This window comes from Prauserella sp. PE36, assembly GCF_003311655.1.
Taxonomy (GTDB): Bacteria; Actinomycetota; Actinomycetes; order Mycobacteriales; family Pseudonocardiaceae; genus Prauserella_A; species Prauserella_A endophytica.
This window is the reverse complement of sequence record NZ_QEQT01000100.1, coordinates 1-20,050: the sequence shown is the minus strand read 5'-3', so window position 1 is coordinate 20,050 and position 20,050 is coordinate 1. Positions and strand designations below refer to the sequence as shown.

The 20,050-nt window shown below is 68.6% G+C and carries 26 protein-coding genes and 1 pseudogene; 13 read left to right on the top strand and 14 right to left on the bottom strand.

Annotation, left to right across the window (positions count from 1 at the left end; genetic code table 11):
- Positions 1–65: 65 nt before the first annotated feature.
- From DI005_RS31060 to DI005_RS31035, 6 genes are all read right to left on the bottom strand, one after another.
- Complete coding sequence (locus DI005_RS31060) at positions 66–536, bottom strand: hypothetical protein (RefSeq protein WP_112265607.1); 471 nt, start codon at positions 534–536, stop codon at positions 66–68.
- Between the two features lie 161 nt (positions 537–697).
- Positions 698–1,786, bottom strand: a complete 1,089-nt coding sequence (locus DI005_RS31055; protein WP_113644499.1) for a hypothetical protein — start codon at positions 1,784–1,786, stop codon at positions 698–700.
- 194 nt (positions 1,787–1,980) lie between these two features.
- The gene (locus tag DI005_RS31050; protein ID WP_112265611.1) at positions 1,981–2,265 is read right to left on the bottom strand and encodes a hypothetical protein; all 285 of its coding nucleotides are present in this window, start codon (positions 2,263–2,265) and stop codon (positions 1,981–1,983) included.
- A complete protein-coding gene (locus DI005_RS31045) occupies positions 2,262–2,615 on the bottom strand; it encodes an SAV_915 family protein (protein ID WP_137092803.1) in 354 nt (117 codons plus the stop codon). Before DI005_RS31045 ends, DI005_RS31050 begins: the two co-directional genes overlap by 4 nt.
- Before the next feature lie 145 nt (positions 2,616–2,760).
- Positions 2,761–3,489, bottom strand: coding sequence for a class I SAM-dependent methyltransferase (locus DI005_RS31040; protein WP_113644498.1), 729 nt, complete (start codon positions 3,487–3,489; stop codon positions 2,761–2,763).
- Positions 3,490–3,492: 3 nt separating this feature from the next.
- A complete protein-coding gene (locus tag DI005_RS31035; RefSeq protein ID WP_112266701.1) occupies positions 3,493–4,311 on the bottom strand; it encodes an SDR family oxidoreductase in 819 nt (272 codons plus the stop codon).
- Between the two features lie 46 nt (positions 4,312–4,357).
- On the opposite strand from DI005_RS31035, the gene DI005_RS31030 reads away from it, so the two are divergent.
- Positions 4,358–5,005: a hypothetical protein gene (locus DI005_RS31030; protein WP_113644497.1), complete on the top strand. Its 648-nt coding sequence runs from the start codon at positions 4,358–4,360 to the stop codon at positions 5,003–5,005.
- A gap of 36 nt (positions 5,006–5,041) precedes the next feature.
- Positions 5,042–5,257: a hypothetical protein gene (locus tag DI005_RS31025; protein WP_137092808.1), complete on the top strand. Its 216-nt coding sequence runs from the start codon at positions 5,042–5,044 to the stop codon at positions 5,255–5,257.
- Between the two features lie 2 nt (positions 5,258–5,259).
- Here the strand turns inward: DI005_RS31025 and DI005_RS31020 are convergent, their stop codons facing one another.
- Complete coding sequence (locus DI005_RS31020; RefSeq protein WP_112265621.1) at positions 5,260–5,820, bottom strand: GrpB family protein; 561 nt, start codon at positions 5,818–5,820, stop codon at positions 5,260–5,262.
- A 250-nt stretch (positions 5,821–6,070) separates the two neighbouring features.
- Here DI005_RS31020 and DI005_RS31015 point away from each other — a divergent pair, with 250 nt between their 5' ends.
- From DI005_RS31015 to DI005_RS31000, 4 genes and pseudogenes are all read left to right on the top strand, one after another.
- Positions 6,071–6,253 (top strand): ribbon-helix-helix domain-containing protein, encoded by a 183-nt coding sequence (locus DI005_RS31015; protein WP_112265623.1) that lies wholly within the window; start codon positions 6,071–6,073, stop codon positions 6,251–6,253.
- Position 6,254: 1 nt separating this feature from the next.
- Positions 6,255–6,620 carry a VOC family protein gene (locus DI005_RS31010; protein ID WP_112265625.1) on the top strand — a complete coding sequence of 122 codons (366 nt, stop codon included), beginning with the start codon at positions 6,255–6,257 and terminating at the stop codon, positions 6,618–6,620.
- A gap of 4 nt (positions 6,621–6,624) precedes the next feature.
- Complete coding sequence (locus DI005_RS31005) at positions 6,625–7,476, top strand: class I SAM-dependent methyltransferase (protein WP_113644496.1); 852 nt, start codon at positions 6,625–6,627, stop codon at positions 7,474–7,476.
- A 50-nt stretch (positions 7,477–7,526) separates the two neighbouring features.
- A pseudogene (locus DI005_RS31000) lies at positions 7,527–8,083 on the top strand (transposase); the annotation flags it as partial.
- Here DI005_RS31000 and DI005_RS30995 read toward each other — a convergent pair.
- Positions 8,084–8,488, bottom strand: coding sequence for a RidA family protein (locus DI005_RS30995; protein WP_113644495.1), 405 nt, complete (start codon positions 8,486–8,488; stop codon positions 8,084–8,086).
- A gap of 83 nt (positions 8,489–8,571) precedes the next feature.
- Here DI005_RS30995 and DI005_RS30990 point away from each other — a divergent pair, with 83 nt between their 5' ends.
- A complete protein-coding gene (locus DI005_RS30990; RefSeq protein WP_112265631.1) occupies positions 8,572–9,063 on the top strand; it encodes a protein-tyrosine phosphatase family protein in 492 nt (163 codons plus the stop codon).
- Here DI005_RS30990 and DI005_RS30985 read toward each other — a convergent pair.
- Positions 9,020–9,361 carry an MmcQ/YjbR family DNA-binding protein gene (locus DI005_RS30985; RefSeq protein ID WP_112265633.1) on the bottom strand — a complete coding sequence of 114 codons (342 nt, stop codon included), beginning with the start codon at positions 9,359–9,361 and terminating at the stop codon, positions 9,020–9,022. The genes DI005_RS30990 and DI005_RS30985 overlap by 44 nt on opposite strands.
- 153 nt (positions 9,362–9,514) lie before the next feature.
- On the opposite strand from DI005_RS30985, the gene DI005_RS30980 reads away from it, so the two are divergent.
- Positions 9,515–10,243 carry a VanZ family protein gene (locus DI005_RS30980; RefSeq protein ID WP_113644494.1) on the top strand — a complete coding sequence of 243 codons (729 nt, stop codon included), beginning with the start codon at positions 9,515–9,517 and terminating at the stop codon, positions 10,241–10,243.
- Between the two features lie 133 nt (positions 10,244–10,376).
- Here the strand turns inward: DI005_RS30980 and DI005_RS30975 are convergent, their stop codons facing one another.
- The gene (locus tag DI005_RS30975; protein ID WP_112265637.1) at positions 10,377–10,730 is read right to left on the bottom strand and encodes a VOC family protein; all 354 of its coding nucleotides are present in this window, start codon (positions 10,728–10,730) and stop codon (positions 10,377–10,379) included.
- 43 nt (positions 10,731–10,773) lie between these two features.
- Between DI005_RS30975 and mug the strand changes: the two genes are divergently transcribed.
- From mug to DI005_RS30950, 5 genes are all read left to right on the top strand, one after another.
- Positions 10,774–11,319, top strand: coding sequence for a G/U mismatch-specific DNA glycosylase (gene mug, locus DI005_RS30970; protein WP_112265639.1), 546 nt, complete (start codon positions 10,774–10,776; stop codon positions 11,317–11,319).
- A 226-nt stretch (positions 11,320–11,545) separates the two neighbouring features.
- Positions 11,546–12,334, top strand: a complete 789-nt coding sequence (locus DI005_RS30965; protein WP_112265641.1) for a response regulator transcription factor — start codon at positions 11,546–11,548, stop codon at positions 12,332–12,334.
- Between the two features lie 171 nt (positions 12,335–12,505).
- Positions 12,506–14,350, top strand: coding sequence for an acyl-CoA dehydrogenase (locus DI005_RS30960; protein WP_112265643.1), 1,845 nt, complete (start codon positions 12,506–12,508; stop codon positions 14,348–14,350).
- 138 nt (positions 14,351–14,488) lie between these two features.
- Positions 14,489–14,770, top strand: a complete 282-nt coding sequence (locus DI005_RS30955; protein ID WP_112266703.1) for a GlsB/YeaQ/YmgE family stress response membrane protein — start codon at positions 14,489–14,491, stop codon at positions 14,768–14,770.
- A 15-nt stretch (positions 14,771–14,785) separates the two neighbouring features.
- On the top strand, positions 14,786–15,508 hold the full coding sequence (locus tag DI005_RS30950; RefSeq protein WP_112265645.1) for a leucine-rich repeat domain-containing protein: 723 nt from the start codon (positions 14,786–14,788) through the stop codon (positions 15,506–15,508).
- On the opposite strand, the gene DI005_RS30945 is transcribed toward DI005_RS30950, so the two are convergent.
- From DI005_RS30945 to DI005_RS39275, 4 genes are all read right to left on the bottom strand, one after another.
- The gene (locus DI005_RS30945; RefSeq protein ID WP_233520384.1) at positions 15,505–17,400 is read right to left on the bottom strand and encodes a VanW family protein; all 1,896 of its coding nucleotides are present in this window, start codon (positions 17,398–17,400) and stop codon (positions 15,505–15,507) included. The two genes, DI005_RS30950 and DI005_RS30945, sit on opposite strands and share 4 nt — an antisense overlap.
- A 24-nt stretch (positions 17,401–17,424) precedes the next feature.
- A complete protein-coding gene (locus tag DI005_RS30940) occupies positions 17,425–17,718 on the bottom strand; it encodes a co-chaperone GroES (protein WP_199543389.1) in 294 nt (97 codons plus the stop codon).
- Positions 17,719–17,788: 70 nt separating this feature from the next.
- On the bottom strand, positions 17,789–19,600 hold the full coding sequence (locus tag DI005_RS30935) for an NHL domain-containing thioredoxin family protein (protein ID WP_113644598.1): 1,812 nt from the start codon (positions 19,598–19,600) through the stop codon (positions 17,789–17,791).
- Positions 19,601–19,733: 133 nt separating this feature from the next.
- On the bottom strand, positions 19,734–20,050 hold a 317-nt coding region (locus DI005_RS39275; RefSeq protein ID WP_233520383.1), incomplete at its 5' end, for a hypothetical protein.

The following is a 20,050-nucleotide window of genomic DNA, read 5'->3' as shown; positions in this document are numbered from 1 at the left end:
ACACCCATCACGCCGGTGCCCCGACGAATTGGCGTGTCGTGCCATTCGCCGCGCCACGAACGGTCTCAAGCGCGCAGATGCGGCGGGAAGTCAAGCAACAGGTACTCCCTCGCACGCTTGTTGGTCTCGGCCCCGCCCGCATGCACCGAATGCAAGATCCCGTTGTAGACCAGGTCCCATAGCTCGTGGTTCTGCTGCAAAGCAAAGGTCTTCACGCGCACGGACCCGCCTTGTTTATCGGTCATGTCGATGACGTGCGCGGCGCCGTCAACAAATACTTTCACCGTGGTCAACTCATATGTCTTGATGAAGATATCCTTGCCGATGCCGAGCCAATCGGCCCCGGCGGACATTCTTCCAGTTCGCCCGGTCAGCAGGAACACGAATGGCCACGGTAGTAATATCAACCAGATCCACCAGTACCCAACCCAGCCAAATCCACCCTCCCTGATCACACAAAAGACAACGCCGATCAGGGTCAAGGTAAGACCCGCCATCAAACGTCCCGTGCGGTCCGGGTAGAACCATTCGAGCATTCGACCCTCGCCAGGCGGCGGCTGCATTACCTTCGAGATTGCGGCTCCCTGGCGGCGACCAGGTTTGGCGCCGTCCGCATCCAGTGGAGCACGAGGCGGGCGCGGCTCACCCGTCAGAAGGTCGGGTTTCGGGGGAAGGCTAGAGATATCCATACGAACGCCTAGAACAGGTCGCCAAAGAAGTCACCGACAGCCTTTCCCGCCTTGCCGATCATGTTGCCTGCGTCGGAGAGGCGATCTCCGGCCCAATCCACCGCGTCACCTGCCATGTCGGCGATATCGTCACCCCACTCTTCAATAACGAAGCCGACTCCCGCCGAGACCACTGCGCCACCTGCGACGGCCCAGCCTACTGGCCCTCCAGCGGCGGCGATCCCCGCGGTAGCCAACGAACCAGCAACGAAGCCACCAACACCGGAAGACACCGCGGTCGGCGCGTCCTTGCCACCTGCGATGTCGAGTCCGATCCCAAGACCGGTGATGACGCCGCCCACAATCGGAAGCTTACTTCCTACCTTTGTCGCTCCACGCAAAATAGGATTCGCAATTGGTTTCTGCGCCTGTTTGAAGTCAAGGTTTGTGGTCAATATGGATTTGACATTGGAGGGAAGTCTGTCGACCATACGGGCCGTTCGCGTCGCCACCGCCTTGTTCAGCTCCGCCTGCTTGGCGAGCCGCCGCTCGATCTCCAGGGCATCGGCGCGCACCTGCGCGAACGGATTCGTCCGACCGCTCTTGGCGTAGGCCGCAGCCCGCTCGATCGCCGGGTCCATGGCCCTCGCCGCGGCTCGGAAGTTGCTCGTGCGCTGCGCGACCGCGCCCGCGAGTCCGGTCGAGATGTCCGCGATGTTGATCGGCGCCTTCTCCGCGTACCCCTTCGCGAACTTGACGAAGGTGTTCTGCGAATCGATGAAGCTCTGGCGCGCCGGGGTCGCGACGCGTTCCGCTTCGACGTACGCCTTGACCTGCTGCGCATGAGCGGACTGCGCTTGCGTCGCCTGGTCGTGGATCTGCTGCTGACGTGGCGTCGGTTCCTTGTCGGTGGGCAGGGGAGCCGGAGCGGCCGGTGCCGGCCCGGGCTCCTCAATGATGTGGCCGTTGACGGTCAGGCCGCCCGCGCGGGCGATCTCGAGTGCCTGAGACATCCGCGACTTCGCCGTGTCGACGTCGTCGGCGTGCGAGTTCAGCGCGGCAGTGGTGCCGTTGAGGTCACCGACCAGTCCATCGATCTGCTGACCGAACCGAGTCATCGTCGACCGGAAGCCGTCCGACGCAGGCCCCAGTCCATGTCGACTCCGAGTCACCACGGGCTCCATAGACCTGCGAACCCGTTCCGTGCGCCTCACCGGCTCGGGTCGACAACCACTGCGCCACCGTGCGGATGCTCGCCGCATTCGACTTGATCTGGGTATCGATCGGCATCGCTGTCCCCCCAGAGACTTTCTCAGCGTCCGCCGGCCTTCTCGACATCGGCGCGGCTGTCCTGCTCGGCCGTTTCGTACGCCTCACGGCCCGAGTCGACGGCATCACCGGCGGCACCGCATCCTTCGACCACACCGGCGAGCGAGGTCGACAAGGCACCCACGAGCCCGTTGACAACTCCGCTGATCTCACCCGCGTCGGGAGGTGGCGGCGGCGAAGCCGCTCCTTCTTCCAAGGAGTTGGCGCCGTTGCGAAGCTTCGAGGCGATGCCGTCCAGGCCTCCAGGGTCGGCTGCGTATCCGTTCACGACTGTCCCCCTGAAACGGGCGCCTCCTGCCGTTGTTCGTCGGGCAGCACCGCGTTCCACAGCACTTCGGTCGCCCCGCTGCCACTGACGATCTGTTCCAGGTATTCGCTGCGCACCGAGAGCCACGGCTGCCGCTCGCCGCATCCTTCGACGAGCGCTTCCACTGACGTGTACGCGAGAACGACCAGCCGCCCGTCCTCGAGGCGCCGGAGCTCGACGGTCGCTTCCGCATCCCCCTGTCGCACCCGTTCGGACGGGAGGTAGACCAGGTCCGTCTCCGTAGCGCCCTCGTCCAAACCGATCACCGGCGGAGTCGGGACATTCCGTGCTGTCGAGTCGTCGCCGGGCACGTCGTCTCCCCTCGTCGTGTCCCAGTTCAGAGATACACACCCTGTGACCAGGCAACCTGATGCCCATGGTCTTCGGCGGGGGCTAACACGACGTGACGCAACGTGCCCGGGTCTTGACGAAAGGCGACCGAAGGGGCGACTGCGGTCAGCGGGCGCGATAAATCGACACGTGTTTCGTGCTCGTGGCGTCGAACGGTCGGCGGTCCCAGTCTCCGTGGCGGTGCCCGAGCCGGAGGCCCGCCAGCTGCGCCATCAGATCGAGTTCCGCAGGCCACGCGTAGCGCAGCGCCGCCGGGCGCAGCTGGTTTCCCTGTTCGGTCACGGTCACGTGCTGCGAGTCGACGCGCTGGTGCACCGGGTCGTGCCGCGCGATCTCATAGCTCGCCGATTCCCCTGTCACCGCCAGTGGCCGGACGTGGCGATCGAACCGTCCAGGGTCTGGGACGAAGCACTCCAGCACGAACGAGCCGCCGGGCTGCAGCACCCGGGCCACAGCGCGGAAGCAATCGACCTGCCTGGCCTGCGTGAGCAAGGCGAAGAAGCTGTTGGCCACCACGTAGACCAGCCGGAACGACCCCTCCACGGGCACATCGGCCATGTCGCCGACGGTGACGTGGATGGCCTGGCCGCCCGGCTTGTCGCGCATCCGCGCCACCATCGCCTCGGAGACATCGACGCCGGCCACCTCGACGCCACGCGCGGCGAGTGGCAGCGCCACCCGGCCGGTGCCGATCCCCAGCTCCAACGCCCGCCCGTCCTGCGCGAGGCTCGCCAGCAGCTCGACCGCGGGCGCCACGTCGGAACCCCCGAACCGATCGTCGTACACCGACGCCCACGCCTCGCCATAGGAAGCCGGATCCTCGAACCGGGGCACCGCTCAACCCCTCGGGCGCCAGCGGCCGAAGCCGCCCTCGGTGTTGATGACCTGACCCGTCACCCAACGGGCTTCGTCGGTCACCAACCAGCTGATCAGCCGCGCCGGGTCGTCCGGCTCGCCGTAACGGCCGAACGGGAACATCGGGGCCACCATGCGCCACATGTCCTCGGTCAGATAGCCCGTGTCGACCGGGCCGGGGTTGACCGTGTTGAGCCGGATTCCCTGATCCGCCAACTGATCGGCGAGCGTGACCGTGATGCCTTCGAGCGCGGCCTTCGCGGCCCCGTACGCGACCTCGCCCGGCAACGGGCCGAGGCTCTGCCCCGAGGTCAGGAAGATCGCAGCGCCGCCTTCGCGACCGTCGTGCTGGTTGGCGAAGGCCTGCGCGAGCAGGATGCAGGACCGGGCGTCGACGGCCCAGTGCCGGTCGAGCTCGACGGCGGACAGCTCGCCGAGCGGCCCGTCGGCACCGGTCAGCGCGTGATTGCACACCAGGATGTCCACGTGCCCGAACTCGGCGACGGCCGCGTCCACGATCCGTTGCGGTGACTCGGGTTCGGCGAGATCGGCGTGCCCGTGCGCGACCTTCGCGGCACTGCCGGTGAGGCACGAGCGCACGCCGTCCAGCACCGCGTCGAGATCGTCGGCGCCCCAGTCCTGCTCGCGATCGTGCGGCTGAAAGTGCTGCAGGAACACGCTCGCGCCGTAAACTGCCAGGCGGCGGGCGATCGCGTACCCGATGCCACCGCGCCTGCTCACCCCGGTCACCACCGCGACCCGGCCCTCCAGCGGACGGGGATCTCGTTCCAGTTCACTCATCGCCGCGATCATGACATGCGGCCGGCCGAATGGAGACCCGCTGAACGTGCACCCTGTCTGGGACTCGCTCGAGGTCGAGCTGAACCGGTTGCTCGACGAGAAGCCCTGCCCGCTGACCAGGTTTCCCGATACCCGCGTTGACGACCACCGGCTGCCGCCGTTCGGCGTTCAGCTCGCGCCTTGGGCGTTGAGCGTGGCCGAGGAGCTGCATGCCCGGTTCGGCGACGACGTCGAACTGACCGTTGGTGCGCTGTCCTTCCCACCGCGCGGCGCCCGGGTTCCGGTGCCGGTGCCCGATGCGCCGCTCGGGGATTCTGCCGAACTGACCGTTGAGCTGAACGGACCGCTGTCCATCAGGTCCGGCCACACGGGCAGGCACGGGCTGCGCCTCACCAACCACACCGACCAGAGTGTGACGGTCCGAACGGGCAGGCACCTGACGGCGGTGGTCGTTGATCCCGCAACCCATCACGTGGTCGGCGGGTTTGCCGGTGCGCACCGTGGACCGTACGTCCGCTTCAAGGTCCCCAGTGGGGCAACGCGGGTGATCCCGCTGCTCGTCGGCACGGCGAGCTTAGACCGGGCGCTCGGCTACGCCATCCCGCCGGGCGAGTGGGCCCTGCGCACCGTCGTCGCGCTGGACGACGGCCGCAGCCTGCTCACACCCGCCTTGCCGTTCACCGTCACCGAGTAGCTACGGCTCCACCCAGCCCAACCGGAGATGTCGAACATGAGTGACGCGGTCCCGTGCCCCAGATGCCACGGTCAGGGCGTTGTCCTTACGGCCAAGATCGTTCGAACGCAGGAACTGATCCGCATCTGCGACGAGTGCGACGCCGTGTGGCCGCCCGACGCTGACCTCGATGTCCGTCGTTTCGTCGATTTCGGCACCTACATGGAGCGCCAAGGATTTCCCGGACTCTGGGACGAGATCGTCGAGCTGTGACGCTACGGCTCCCGCCAGCCCGCCCTGGCGAGGATCTCGAAGATCACCGGGCGTTTGGCCTCGGCGTAGTAGTTGATGTCCCGCCATTCGCGCTGGGCCAGCTCGCGCTTGGTGGCCTCGTACAGTTCGCGGTCACCCGCGTCGGCGCGGAGCCGGTCACGGAAGGCCAGGTACCGGTGCACCTCGACGTGGTCGGGCGGGTAGCAGTGAAGGTTCACGGGCTCGTCGGGCTCGCCCGCGCGGAAGCAGCGGTGGCCTGGTTCCCGCACCCGCAGGTCGTAGCCCGCCGCTTCGAGAGCAGGCAGGTAGGCCGGTTCGTCGTCGGGATCGGCGATGCCCACCACGATGTCGATGATCGGTTTCGCCGCAAGCCCTGGCACGGACGTCGAGCCGATGTGCTCGATGAGCCTCGCCCGGTCGCCGAGGATCCTGCGCAGTTCCGCGGCGCGGGCCTCGTAGCGGGCAGGCCAGGCGGGGTCGTAGTCGGCGAGGGTGACCGTGGTCGGGCTGAGCCCGCGCACGAGCATGCCGGACAGCTTCTCGTCGTCGAGTTCTTCGGACATCGGTGTACCTCCAAGCAGGTTGAGATCATGTCCTGGCCGGTTTTCGGGCTCATCACAGTTCAGGGTGTAGCGCTGGTCCGCCGGCTGCTTTCGATTGCTTAGAACTGCGGCGACTCCTTCCAGGCGAACAACTCGGATGAATCGGCCCGGATCGCCAGTGCTTCTGGAAGCGGCAACGCGATCGCTCCGCTCGCGGATCGGCGCCGGCCGTCTCTCCTAACCTAGGTTCCTAGCATGCTAGCATCGCGACGTGAGCACCGATGAGGTCAAGCAGTTCAACGTGTACCTGCCGGTGGAGCTGATCAAGCGCGTCAAGCACCACGCAGTCGAATCGGAGCGATCGCTGAGCTCGATCGTGACTGAGGCACTGGCGACCTATCTGGACCAAGCAGACGGCTCACAACCCGGATCCAGCGAGAGGATGAAGAACTGACATGGTGAGCGAGGGCATTGAGGCTCTGTTCCTGGAGACGCACAACTGGGGCAAGGCGGCCCGGTTCTTCCAGGCATTGGGGTACGAGATCGAGTTCGAGACCGATCATCAGTCCGGCCAACTGCGCAGCAAGGTCGGGCCGCCGGTGTTCATCGCCGAGATTCCCGAGGACCGCACTCCGGGCATGCAACTAGTGCTGAGGATCGCCGACGCCGAAGCAGCCGAGCAGCAACTGAAGGACCTTGGCCTCGAAGGCCCGTTCGAGCCGACGCACTTCGGAACCATGATGACCACCCTGCGCGATCCCGACGGGCGCGTGTGGGGCCTCCAGGCGCCGCTAAGCGGCCACACATCGGAACAGGCCTGAGGGCGTGTCCGAGGAACCCGACTCCACCGCAGTGCGTACGGCGCTGTGGCGAGGGCTGCACACGCTGGTGGACGATCCACCGCACGTTCTCGACGACGCGATCGGGGCCGAGATCGCGGGGGTGGATGAAACGTGGCGGGCACGTCCAGACATGGACCCTGCACGGACGCGCGCCAACCGCGCTTCGATCGTCGCCCGAGCCAGGGCCGTCGAGGACACGGTGATCGCCTCTGGTGCGGGCCAGTACGTCATCCTTGGCGCCGGCCTCGACACCTTCGCTCAGCGACACAAGGGCCCTGTGCGTGTCTTCGAGATCGACGCGGCCGCGACCCAGGCATGGAAGAGGGCGCGGCTCGTGCAGCTCGGGCTTTTCGACTCGACGCGGCTGCACCTGGTGCCTGTCGATTTTGAAGCCGGTGAATCGTGGCTCGACAAAGCGGTCGAGGCCGGACTGGATCCCGCAGTGCCAACGGTTGTCTCGATGCTCGGTGTGACCATGTACCTCACACCGGAGGCGATCTCGACGACGCTACGCCAGCCTGCTTCGCTGGCAGCGGGTTCGATCATGGTGTTCAGCTACTCACGACCGATCGAGATGGCACCGCCCGAGGTCCGCCCCATCCTCGAAGGCGCCGCGAAGGGCGCCGCCGCCTCCGGGCATCCCTGGCTGAGCCTGTTGACACCTGACCAGGCCGCCGGTCTTGCCCGCCAGGCGGGGTTCGCCGAGGTCGAAGTCGTGACCTCGACCGCGCTGCACGAGCGCTACTTCGCCCACCGCCGCGATGGCCTCAGCCCGGTCGGAGGAGAAGACCTCGTGATCGCCACAGCCGGTGGGGATCACCTCAGTCCAGAGTAGAAGTCCAGATTTCCCGAGGATCTCGAACTGCCCATCCAGAAGACCTCGACTTGCCTGGCGCTACTTTTGCACGCCTCGAACCCGACCGAGCCGTCCTCAGGTGCGGGGTCGTCGAGCCCGATCAGTGGTTCCGACGCTGCGGCTGCGAGGGAAGCCCACGCGACACCGTGACCCGCCGGTTGGCACACGAGCCGCTGGGCTGGCGTCCGACGATGTTGGTGGTGCTCGTGCGCCGCTACCGGTGCACCGGCTGTGGGCATGTGTTGCGGCAGGACACGGCCTTGGCGGCCGAGGCGACAAGTACGTCACCGTGATCATCGACCTGACCGGCATCCGCAACGGCTCCGGCCCCGCCCGGCTGCTCCACATGGTCGAAGGCCGCTCCAAGCACGCCTTCAAGACCTGGCTCGCCGAACGTCCCACCGCGTGGCGCGACACGGTCGAAGTCGTCGCGATGGACGGCTTCACCGGCTTCAAGACCGCCACCACCGAGGAGCTCCCCGACGCAGTCGCGGTCATGGACCCCTTCCACGTCGTCCGCCTGGCCGGCGACGCACTCGACCGCTGCCGACGGCACGTCCAACTTGCCATCCACGGCCACCGCGGCCTAAACCGCCGCTACGGCCTCCACCTCGACCAGCTGGTCGTCGTAGCCCAGCGCCGCGACGCCCAGCAGAGTGCTCGGCGCGTCGTGCTCGCCGAAACGGTCACGCACCACCTCCCACGCCGCGACCAGGTCGGCCTGGCGCGCCGAAGCCACGTACACGGTGGTCTTGACGACGTCGCCGAGCTTCGCGCCGGCCTCCGCGAGCGCGATCTCGAGGTTGTCCATCACCTGGCGGGCCTGACCGGCGAAGTCACCGGGTGCGACGGTGTTGCCCTCGGCGTCAAGCGGGCACGCGCCCGCGGCGAAGATCAGGCGATCGGCCTTGAGGGACACCGCGGAGGCGTAGGCGTACTCGGCAACGGACGACAACCGGGCACTACGGATGAGTCGGACGGCAGCTGTCACGGTTGGAACGCTATCGGCGGCCGCAACCGAATTCGGGCCGCGCATCGTTGCCTGCGTCTTCCGGCATTTCTCATAATCGGGACATGGCGAGCGCGGCACTGATCGGCGCGACCCGGCTGCCGGACGGCGTCTGGGTTCGCGGGCGAGGCCTCGGCAAGGCCTGGCCCGGCGGCCCGCCGCCCGAGTTCGGCCTCTACCTCGGCGCCCATATCCTGCGCCGCCGCCACGGCGCCTCGCTGCCCTGGGAACACGAGTGGGTGCAGTGGGTGGACGGGTGGTTGCCCTCGGACTGGCGCGCTGCGGCCGCGAGCATCGTCTCCCTGCACGAGCGCGCCAAGTCGGGCGCCGCCGTAGAGGTCGCCTGCCACGGCGGCATCGGCCGCACCGGCACCGCCATCGCCTGCATGGCGACCCTCGGCGGGCTGACCCCGCGCGAGGCGTTCATGTGGACGCGCAAGCACTACCACCGCTGGGCCGTAGAGGCGCCATGGCAACGCGCTTGGATCGGCTGGTTCGCCCGCAACGCCGAACTCAGCCGCCGTCCAGGGCCTTCCGCAACCGGGCCGGGGCTTTGAGCCGCCAGGACTCCTCGATCAGCTCGGTCAGCTGACCGGCGTCGACGAGCTCGAGGTTCACCAGGATCGCCCCGTACCCGTCGTAGTGCGGGGTCGTGTAGAACGCCGGGTCGCCGGACTCCAGCAGGGCGGCCTTCTCGTCGAGCCCGCACATCAGCACCAATCCGCCCTCCGCCTCGGCGCGAAGGCGGGCGAAACCCTTGCCCGCGACCTTCAGCGAGGGCGTGCGGTACCACGTCGACTCCTCGACTTCCGGCAGTTTCATGGCGATGGCGACCACGTCTTCCCACGTCGGCATGCGCCGATTCTCCGCCGGTTCCCTCACCGGGTCTTGGTGAAATGGGAACTCGCCATCCGGCCGGACGGCCATCGGCCGAATGGCCGACGCGGCAGTAGATCAGCGGCCCTTCGACCGAGGTCAACGCAGGTCAGCGCGCCATAGCTTGAGATCATGACTTGGGCACAGCAAACGGCACTCGGATACGGGCTGCTCGGCTTTCTCGTGGTGTGGGGCACTCTGCTCGTTCCACAGGTGCTGACGCAGTACGCGCGCTTCGGCCGCGTGTTGCCCAAGCGCATCGCCGTGACGGCGGGGGTGACGCTCTACGCGTGCCTCGCCGTCGCGGTGGTGCTGCTCCCGCTGCCCGGCCCCGGCACCCCGCCGCTCGCGCAGACGGTGCAGCTCGTGCCCTTCCAATGGGTCACCGACATCGGCACGGAGCTGGCGAAACACCACGAGCCCGCCTCGGCCGCCCTGCTCACGCAGACCTTCCAGCAGCTGGCGATGAACGTGCTGCTGTTCGTGCCGCTCGGGATCTTCGCCAGGATGCTGTGGCGCCAGGGCGCCGCCCGCACGGTGCTGCTCGGTTTCGGCGCCTCACTGCTGATCGAGTTCACGCAGGTGACGGCCAACTTCGGTACCGCGCCGCAGGCCTACCGGATCTTCGACGTCGACGACCTCATGAGCAACACGGCCGGCGCGCTGCTCGGCTGGATCGCCGCCGCGCTGTTCGTAGCGCTGCGCGGGCCGTCGCGCACCGTCAGCTCTGCGGGCGCTGCCCCAGCCGAGCCTGCAACCGTGCCGGTGCGAGCGGGTCGACCTCACCGAGCCGGGCCAACCTCGCCTGCCTACGCTGCGCGTGCCGTCGCGCGGCCCGGCGGTCTTCGAGCGCGACAGTGAAGGCGGCGGCCGTGAGGAACAGCACCGCGAGGCCGATGACCCATGCCAGTTGCACGCCATCCCCCTTGATGCGTCGTGTGCGGCGGATCACACAGAGTACGCAATCAAGTGTGGTTCGCGCCACCCTCGCTGGTCAGCGGCGCGGCAGGACGCAGAACTCGTTGCCCTCGGGGTCGGCGAGCACCACCCACGGATGGCGTTCCTCGTCGGCCAGCACGGTGGCTCCGAGGCCGATGAGCCGCTCGACCTCGACGTACTGATCACCCTCCGCGGGCGCCAGATCGAGGTGCAGCCGGTTCTTGCCCGCTTTTTCCTCGGGCACCGGCTGGAAGACCAACGGCGGGTCGCCGTCGAGCTCCACGTACTCCACACCGTCGGCGTCGCGCCAGCGGCGCGGCTCCGGATAGGCGAGCGCCTCGCGCCAGAAGGCGGCGAGGCGCTCCGCGTCGGCACAGTCAACAGCGATGGCGAGCACCCGCGCAGGCATGGCGACTGAGTACCACAGCGCCCAAGCGGTCACACTCCTTTTCATGCCGCAACGGCCGACGAGGGAGCAGCTCGCCGCGGCGCATGGCCGCACCATCGACGATGTCATCGCGCCGGGTCTGCGTGTGCTGTTCTGCGGGATCAACCCGGGCCTGTACTCGGGGGCGACCGGCTACCACTTCGCCAGGCCGGGCAACCGCTTCTGGCCCGCCCTGCATCGCAGCGGCTTCACGCCCCGCCTGCTCGCGCCGAGCGAGCAGGCCGAGCTGCTCGGATTTCGCCTCGGCATCACCAACCTCGTAGCGCGAACCACGGCGCGGGCCGACGAGCTCACCGCTGAGGAACTGCGCGCGGGTGGCATAGATCTCACCAGGAAGGTAGCCCGCTACCGCCCCGGCTGGCTCGCGGTCGTCGGAATCACCGCGTACCGGGCCGCGTTCGGCAGGCCCAAGGCCGTGGTCGGCCCACAGGAAGAGCAGGTCAGCGGCGTGCCGGTGTGGCTACTGCCCAACCCGAGCGGGCTCAACGCGCACTGGACGCCCGCCAAGCTCGCCGAGGAGTTCGCGCGACTGCGCGCCGCCGCGCGGTGACCCAGGGTCGCGTGCACCAGGCGGCACATAGGCGCAGCTCAGCCAAGTGAGAGCCCCCCGACTGGGGGAAACTCCGTCATGGATTAATTGAATGGTCGTCCAAAGCGTCACGAGGTTGTTATCAACGCGTCCCAGCACCGGAGGACACGGGGCGACCTCAAGGGGGGCCGTGTTCACGGCAAGCGAGCGCGTTCCAGAAGCGGGGCGCGTTGGAGACGGAGTACGAATGACGCACAGCATGGACAGGGGCAGGCCAGGCCCGGCGCTCGGCGCGGCGGGGACCCGCGCGCTGACCGTCGCGGCACTGGATCCGGTGCCGATCTTCCGCGAGGGGCTCAACGCGCTGATCAGTCGCACACCGGGTCTGCGCTGGGTCGGCTACGCCACCAACCACCACGCCTCGTTGCAGCTGTGCGAGCAGCTCCGCCCCAACATCGTGATCGTCGACTCGGGGTTCGACCCGCACTGCCACCTGATCCGGCTACTGAGCGACGGCGACCCGACGCTGGTCATCGTCGTGCTGGTGCGCGAGGCGCAGCGGACGGCCCAGTTCCTCTCCACAGCGGTCTCGGCCGGGGCGCACGGGGTGCTGCTGCGATCGGCCGAGCCGAGGCGGCTGGCCGAGGCGATCCGCAGGGCGCACGTCGACCGCCGCTACATCGACCCATCACTGGCGGCGCTGACCGCGCGGCCCAAGCGGCAGCCGCCGACCACGAACGGGCAGGCCATGAGTGCGGCGCACCGGCCGCAGATGCCGCTGTCGCGCCGGGAGTACCAGGTGCTGCAGCTCGTGGCGGAAGGGCTGGAGAACTCCGCCATCGCGAAGGTCCTGTTCCTGTCGGTGGAGACCGTGCGCACTCACGTCAAGAGCATCCTGCGGAAGCTGTCGGCCAAGGATCGCACCCATGCCGTGACCACGGCTTTTCGCAGCGGAATCCTGATCGCCAAGGCCGACGACTCACTCGGCGCGTCCCGCGAGGTCCTCTCGCCACCCGTCCAGAACGGACCTACCTAGTGCCCCCCCCCGGCGGAAGGCACTAGGCGATCTCTTCGTCACAAATGGGCGAGCTGCCTTGCCGAGGGTTACTTGCAGGTAATATTCTTGATGTTACCGGCGAGTAGGGCAGTGATGTCCGATCGAGGAGTGCCCAGCCGGAAACCCGAACGACCCGTACGGAGCGACGACATGGGCCACTACAAGAGCAACGTCCGAGACCTGGAGTTCAACCTCTTCGAGGTGCTCGGCGTACAGGAACGCCTCGGTAAGGGCGTGCTGGCGGAGTCCGACGAGGAGACCGCCCGCGGCGTGCTGTCCGAGCTGAACAACCTCGCCGTCGGACCGCTCGCCGAGTCCTTCGCCGACGCCGACCGCAACCCGCCGGTCTACGACCCCAAGACCTTCTCCGCGACCCTGCCGGAGTCCTTCAAGAAGAGCTACCAGGCGCTGTGGGACGGCGAGTGGTGGCGCATCGGCCTCACCAACGACCTCGGCGGCTTCGGCCTGCCCCCGACGGTGCAGTGGGCGGCTTCCGAGCTGATCCTCGGCGCCAACCCGGCGCTGTTCATGTACATGGCGGGCCCGAACTTCGCCATGATCGTCGACAAGAACGGCACCGAGGAGCAGAAGCGCTGGGCGCGCATCATGATCGAGCGCGCGTGGGGCGCCACGATGGTGCTGACCGAGCCCGACGCGGGCTCCGACGTCGGCGCGGGCCGCACCAAGGCCGTTAAGCAGGAGGACGGCTCCTGGCACCTCGAGGGCGTCAAGCGCTTCATCACCTCCGCCGACCAGGACATGACCGAGAACATCATGCACCTGGTGCTCGCCCGCCCCGAGGGCCCCGGCATCGAGACCAAGCCGGGCACCAAGGGCCTCTCGCTGTTCCTCGTGCCGAAGTTCCACTTCGACTCCGAGACCGGCGAGCTGGGTGAGCGCAACGGCGCCTTCGTGACGAACGTCGAGCACAAGATGGGCCTCAAGGTCTCCACGACCTGCGAGCTGACCTTCGGCCAGCACGGCACGCCCGCCAAGGGCTGGCTGCTCGGCGAGGTGCACGACGGCATCGCGCAGATGTTCCAGGTCATCGAGTACGCCCGCATGATGGTGGGCACCAAGGCCATCGCGACGCTGTCCACCGGCTACCTCAACGCTCTCGAGTACGCCAAGGAGCGCGTGCAGGGCGCCGATCTGACGCAGATGCTCGACAAGACCGCTCCGCGCGTCACCATCACGCACCACCCCGACGTGCGCCGGTCGCTCATGCTGCAGAAGGCCTACGCCGAGGGCCTGCGAGCGGTGTACCTCTACACCGCGTCGTTCCAGGACCAGATCTGGACCGGCGAGGGCGATGAGGAGTCGCTGAACCTGGCCGAGCGCGTCAACGACCTGCTGCTGCCGATCGTCAAAGGCGTCGGCTCCGAGCGGGCGACCGAGCAGCTCGTGCAGTCGCTCCAGACGCTCGGTGGCTCCGGCTTCCTGCAGGACTACCCGATCGAGCAGTACATCCGCGACGCGAAGATCGACTCGCTGTACGAGGGCACCACGGCCATCCAGTCGATGGACTTCTTCTTCCGCAAGATCGTCCGCGACAAGGGCAAGGCCCTCACCTACATCGCGGGGGAGATCACGAAGTTCATCGAGTCGGAAGCGGGCAACGGCAGGCTCAAGAACGAGCGCGCGCTGCTCAAGCAGGCGCTGGACGACGTGCAGGGCATGCTGGGCTCGATGATCGGCTACCTGACGGCCTCGCAGGAGGACGTCCGCAACACCTACAAGGTGGGCCAGCACACCGTGCGGCTGCTGCTCTCGGCCGGTGATCTGCTCGTCGGCTGGCAGCTGCTCAAGCAGGCCGAGATCGCGCTGGCCAAGCTCGACGGCGGTGCGTCGGCCAAGGACACCGCGTTCTACCAGGGCAAGGTGGCGGTGGCGTCGTTCTTCGCCAAGAGCGTGCTGCCGGAGCTGACCGCTCGCCGCGCGGTGGTCGAGGCCGCCGACAACGACCTGATGGACGTTCCCGAAGCCGCGTTCTGACGGGAACGCTCCCCAAGGCCACCTTTGGTGCGTTGAACGCACCAAAGGTGGCCTTGGGTGCGTTTACGGGCGGTTACCAGGGGATCAGTTGGGTACTCCTGTGTGGTCATTCGTTGACACGGAACAGGAGTGGAGACCATGGCTGTCTCGGGAATCATCTCCGCGATACTGGTCGGCCTGCTACTCGGAGTGCTGGGCCGGCTGATCGCTCCCGGTAAGCAGGGCATCCCCATCTGGCTGACGATCCTCGTCGGCATCGCCGCGGCGTTCCTCGGTACCGCGATCGCGCGCGGGATCGGCTACGCCGACACCGATGGATGGGACTGGCTTGAGTTCATCACCCAGCTCGGCATCGCCGCGATCGGCGTCTCGCTGGTTGCCGGCCTGTACGGCAAGAACAGGAAACGCCTGCGTACCTAGCTAGAGTGGTCCATCGTGGAGACGCACGCGCTGGACCTCGCGGGCAAGGGACTCAGCCGGCTTCCCGACTCGGTCAGGGAACTCACCGGGCTCAGGGAGCTGAACGTCTACCGCAACCGCCTCACGACGGTTCCGGACTGGCTGTGGGACCTCCGCGAGCTGCGCGTGCTGATCCTCGCTGACAACGATCTGACCGACCTGTCCCCACGGATCAGCCGGTTGTCGCGGGTACACACACTCGACATCGGCCACAACGCCATCACGTCGTTGCCCGACGAGATCGGCGAGCTGCCGAACCTCACCGAGTACCTGTACCTCAGCGACAACCGGCTGGTCTCGCTTCCGGAGTCCCTGTTCAAGCTCCACAGGCTTCGCTACCTCGGCGCCACAGACAACGCGCTCACCGAGCTGCCCGAGGCCGTCAGCGGCCTGACCGCGCTGCGGGAGCTGCGCCTCTACCACAACCGGCTCGCCGCGCTGCCGGAGTCGATCGGCGAGCTCACCGCTCTGCGGGAGCTGCACCTGCGCGGCAACCGCATCAGCAGGCTGCCCGACACCATCGGCAAGCTCACCGACCTACGAACGCTCGACCTGCGCGACAACGGGCTGCGCGAGCTGCCCGAATCGCTGCTCGGCCTGCCCAAGCTCGCCAAACTCGACCTGCGCTGGAACCGGGACCTGCGGGAACCCGGCTGGCTGCCGGAGCTGGAGGCGAACGACTGCGTGGTGCTCCGCTAGCGGCGGTCCCGGTCGGGCGGTGGCAGGCAGATCACCACCGGCCTCGGGGCGTAACGGACCTCCGTTGTCTCGCGGCCGGCCTCCCGGTTGGTCGCGACGTCGTAGCGCACCCGCGTGTCCGACACCGTGAAGCCGAACTCGCCGTCCGAGGGCACGCAGCCCTCTCGCCGCTCGCGCAGCACCTCGGGCCGCTCGAAGTCGGTCCGATCAGCGGTGGAGCTCTCGACGCGGTACTGCCGGGTGCCCCAGATCTTCACGGTGACGCCCGATCCGCCCGCGGTCGCGGTGATGCCCACGGCCTTGCGCAGGTTGTTGGTGAACGCGAAGTCGACCCGGGAGCCGTCCGAGCGCAGGGTGATCGCGTCGCGCGCGAGCGGGTAGCGGTCGTCGAAGTGCTCGTGCGCGGTGTGCCCGGCGTCGGCGAGGCCCGCGAGGTAGACGGCGTTGTAGAGCGTGCTCGTGAACTGGGAGACACCGCCGCCGAGCACGTCGGCGCCCGTGCCGTCCTCGTTCGCGGGCGCGAGCACATAGCCCTTCGACGCCGTGAGGGCGCCCGTGTGCGCGTTGAGGCTGAACGTCTCGCCCGGGCGCACGAGTGTCCCGTGCACGGCCTCGACCATCGCCGCGACGTTGCGCGCGGCGGGCCCGGAGACGCCGCTGGTGCTGAACTCGCCGATGACCTCCTTGACGCCGAGCCCCCGCACCGCCTCGGTGGTCACCTCCGGTTCGCGCACGTCGTAGACCACGGGCAGGTCCCGTCCCTCGCGCTTGCCCGCGACGTCGAGGAACGGCGCGAAGGTGCGCTCCCAGTTGATCCGCGTGCCCTGTTCGGACGGCTCGATCTCCGGCGAGGTGCCCACGAAGCGCAGCTCGGCGTCCCGTGCCTCCCTCTCGGTGCCGGCGAGCTGGGGCCGCACCACCTCCTGCAGCGGCGCGCGGTCGAGGGTCATGCTCAGCCCACCGCCCTCGGCGGGGGTGAAGCGCAGGGCCGCGCTGACGTTCCTCGGTGTGAGCACGGCCGTCCTGCCCTCGCCGCGCAGCGTCACCGGGCCGGATACCAGCGGGCGCGTCCGCTCCAGCGCGGCCTGCACGCCGGCCATCGTCGCCCGCGGAGACGTGACCGCAACCGGCAGCTCAACGACGCGATCGTTGAGCCAGCCCTTCTTCACGATCGCCATGGCGCCGTCGACGTCCGCGAGCCGCTGGCCCGCCTGCGGCCGGACGACGAACGGGCGGACCCCGCCCTCGTCGTCGCCGCCGACGCGGTGGAAGCCGATGTCGCCCTCCACCACCGGATAGTCGATCCGCTTGTCGGCGAGTGCGTGCAGCGCCTCCCGTAGCGTCTGGTCGTCGGCCTTGCTGACCACGCCGACCTCGCGAGAGGTGAAGAACGACGCGATGCGCGTGAAGGGGTTCAGCGGCTGGCTGCCCGCCCGGTCGACGGTCGCCCGCCAGTCCAGGCTGAGCCCGGCGCTCTCCGGCTCCAGCGTGGTCTCCACGTCGCCGGCCCGCACCGTCAGCGGCTCGGTGAGGCGTGGTTCGAGCTCCCGCCGGAGCGTGTCCTCCGCGGCGGACGGCGTCAGCCCGCCGACGTCCACGCCGCTGACGGTGACCCCGCGAGGCACGTCGCCCGCGCTGAGGAAGAGGTCCGCCGCGTACAGCAGCACGAACACCACGGCGGCGCCCCCGACCAGCATGAAGGCCCTGCCGAGGCCGCGCCGGACCCGCTTGCCGGTGGTGGGTGGCGGCGGCCTGCGCGGCTCGTCGGGCTGGAGGAGCTCCTCGATGAGCTCGTCGTCGTTGCCCACCTGGGGGTACGCAGAGAAGGCCTGGTGTGCCGCCTTGGGCATGGGATCGGTGTCCCAGTCAGGCCAGAAGTGTTCCTCCCGCACTCGACCCCCTCCACCGACGTACGCCTACAAGTACAAGCCTGTACCGTGCTCCGCCCGCTCGCTGGCCATGGCGTGGATGTCGCGCTCCCGCATCACCAGGTACGCGTCACCCTGGATCTCCACCTCCAGCTGGTCCTCCTGGTTGAACAGCACCCGGTCGCCGACCTTCACATTCCGTACATTGTTCCCCACGCCGAGCACGTTTCCCCAGGAGAGACGGCGAGCGACCTGAGCCGTTGCCGGAATCACGATGCCGCTGCTGCTGCGGCGCTCGCCCTCGTCCACCGGGACCCGGACGAGCACCCGATCGTGCAACATCTGAATCTCGAGCTTGGCATCCGGCGCGACGGGGTTCCTGCTGTCTGACACGGAGCTAATGCTACGTCCGTCAGGTGGCCGGGTTTCCGGCCATCACCAGGCGCAGGCTGCGCTCTCCGTCCGGATCGATGCGGATCGGGACGCCCCAGTCCTGCCGGGTGACGCGGCACGCCGGGTGCTCCGCGTCGCTGTCGCAGCTGGCCGCCTGAGCGACGACCTGCAGCACGCCCTCACCGAAGCCCTCCGCGAGCTTGATGGTGCGGGTCAGCTCGGTGCCGCTGCCCTGGCCCTCGGCGAGCAGGCCCGGAGGCGAAGCGCTCACCTCCAGCCGCGTGGACGGGCCGAAGCGGTCGTCGAGCCGCTCGCCGGGCGGTGGCACGAACACCACGGAGAAGTCCAGCGCACCGGGCGCGAGCACCGTCGGGGGCCTGCGCACGGCGAGCGCCTCGCCGTCCACCTGGCCCGCCGCCGAGGCGTCGAGCGGCCGCAGCCGGTGCGCCGCGGTCTCGACCACGAGCACCCCGGCGTCGGTGACGACCAGCCCGGCCGGCTCGGCCAGGCCGCTCGCCAGCGTGCTGACCTCGCCGGAAGCGGGGTCGTAGCGGCGGATCGCGCCGTTGTAGGTGTCGGCGATCGCCACCGAGCCGTCGCCGAGCACGGCGAGACCGAGCGGGTGCTGCAGCAGTGCCTGCGCGGCCTTGCCGTCGCGGTGGCCGAACGAGAACAGATCGGTGCCGACGGCCGTGTAGACCGTGAAGTCGTCACCCGACGGCTCGATCCAGCGCAGCGCGGAGGTCTCGGCGTCGACGAACCACAGCCGGTCCCTGCCCACGGCGAGGCCGGAGGTCTGGGCGAGGAACGCCTCGGTGGACTTGCCGTCGCGCAGGCCCTCCACCGTGGTGCCCGCGAAGCGGCTCACGGTGCCCGCGACCGGATCGAACAGCCCCAGCGTGTGGTTGCCCGCCATGGCCACCACGACGCCGCCCGCGGCGTCCCACCAGCGCACATCCCACGGGCTGGTCAGGTCCACGTCCAGCGCGCGGCCGGAGTCCGAGCCGTCCCGCCACTGCGCGCCGGTGCCCGCCACCGTGATGACGCCGCCGGTGCGCAGGTCGACGCCGCGCAGGCGGTGGTTGGCGGTGTCGGCGACGACGAGGTGGTAGCCGACCTGCTCGGCCACCTCCTCGGGCAGCAGCGCCAAGCCGGACGGCTCCGCGAAGGAGGCGACGTCGAACGCGCCGTCGGCCGCGCCGCGCTCGCCGCTGCCGAAGCGGCGCACGAGCGTCTCGGCGTCGGAGGCGAACTCGGCGATCGAATGGTTGGCGGTGTCGGCGACCAGGACACGGCCCGCTGCGGTGACCACGGCCTTGCTCGGGAACCGCAGCTCGGTGCTCTCGACCTCGGCGGGCACGTACGGGCTACCGCCTCGGCGCAGCGTGCCCTTGGCCTCGTGGGAGGCGACGAGCTCGGTGACCACGCGGCGCAGCGCCTCGGCGTGACCCTCGCCCGCCGCGACGTGCACGACGTAACCCTCGGGGTCGACCACGACGAGCGTCGGCCACGCCTTCACGGCGTACTGCTGCCAGTTGGTCATGTCCGGGTCGTTCAGCACGGGGTGGTGCACGCCGTAGCGCTCGACGGCGGCCTCGATGGCGGCGGTCTCGCCCTCGTGCAGGAACTTCGGGGAGTGCACGCCGATGGTCACGAGCACGTCGGCGAACTCCTGCTCCAGCGGGCGGAGCTCGTCGAGGACGTGCAGGCAGTTGATGCAGCCGGAGGTCCAGAAGTCGAGCAGGACGATCCGGCCGCGCAGTTCGGCGAGCTTGATCTTCTTGCCACCCGTGTTCAGCCAGGTGTCACCGGCGAGCTCGGGTGCGCGCACGTTCTGGCGCAGCGTCGGGGCACTCACACCTCAAGTGAACGCGACACGCGTTGCCCAGCTTCCGTCCGGGGGGTGTGATCCACCCGAGCGGGGTATGTAATAAGAGACCGTTTCAGATGGTCGTTCGCGCACCTCAGGTGCGATCTCGAGTGGGTCCGCCCGCCGGTTCGGTGAGCGTGACGGTTGGCGTGCGGGTACCGGTCTGCCAGACCTTCGGCGACGACGTGTCGGGGCTCTCGCCCCCGCAGCCGGCGACCATGGCCGCGAAGGCGACCGCGGTGACGCTCGAAACGGCGATCGAGGTGGCGATTCGCATGATGCTGTCTTCCGCTGGGGACTGGGACGACACCCCCACATCGCCCCCGAACACGCCCGCGTTACGCGCCGCCCGCCCGCAGTGAAGGCCACCTTCACTGCGTGGAATCAAACGCAGCGGCGCGGAGCGCCTCC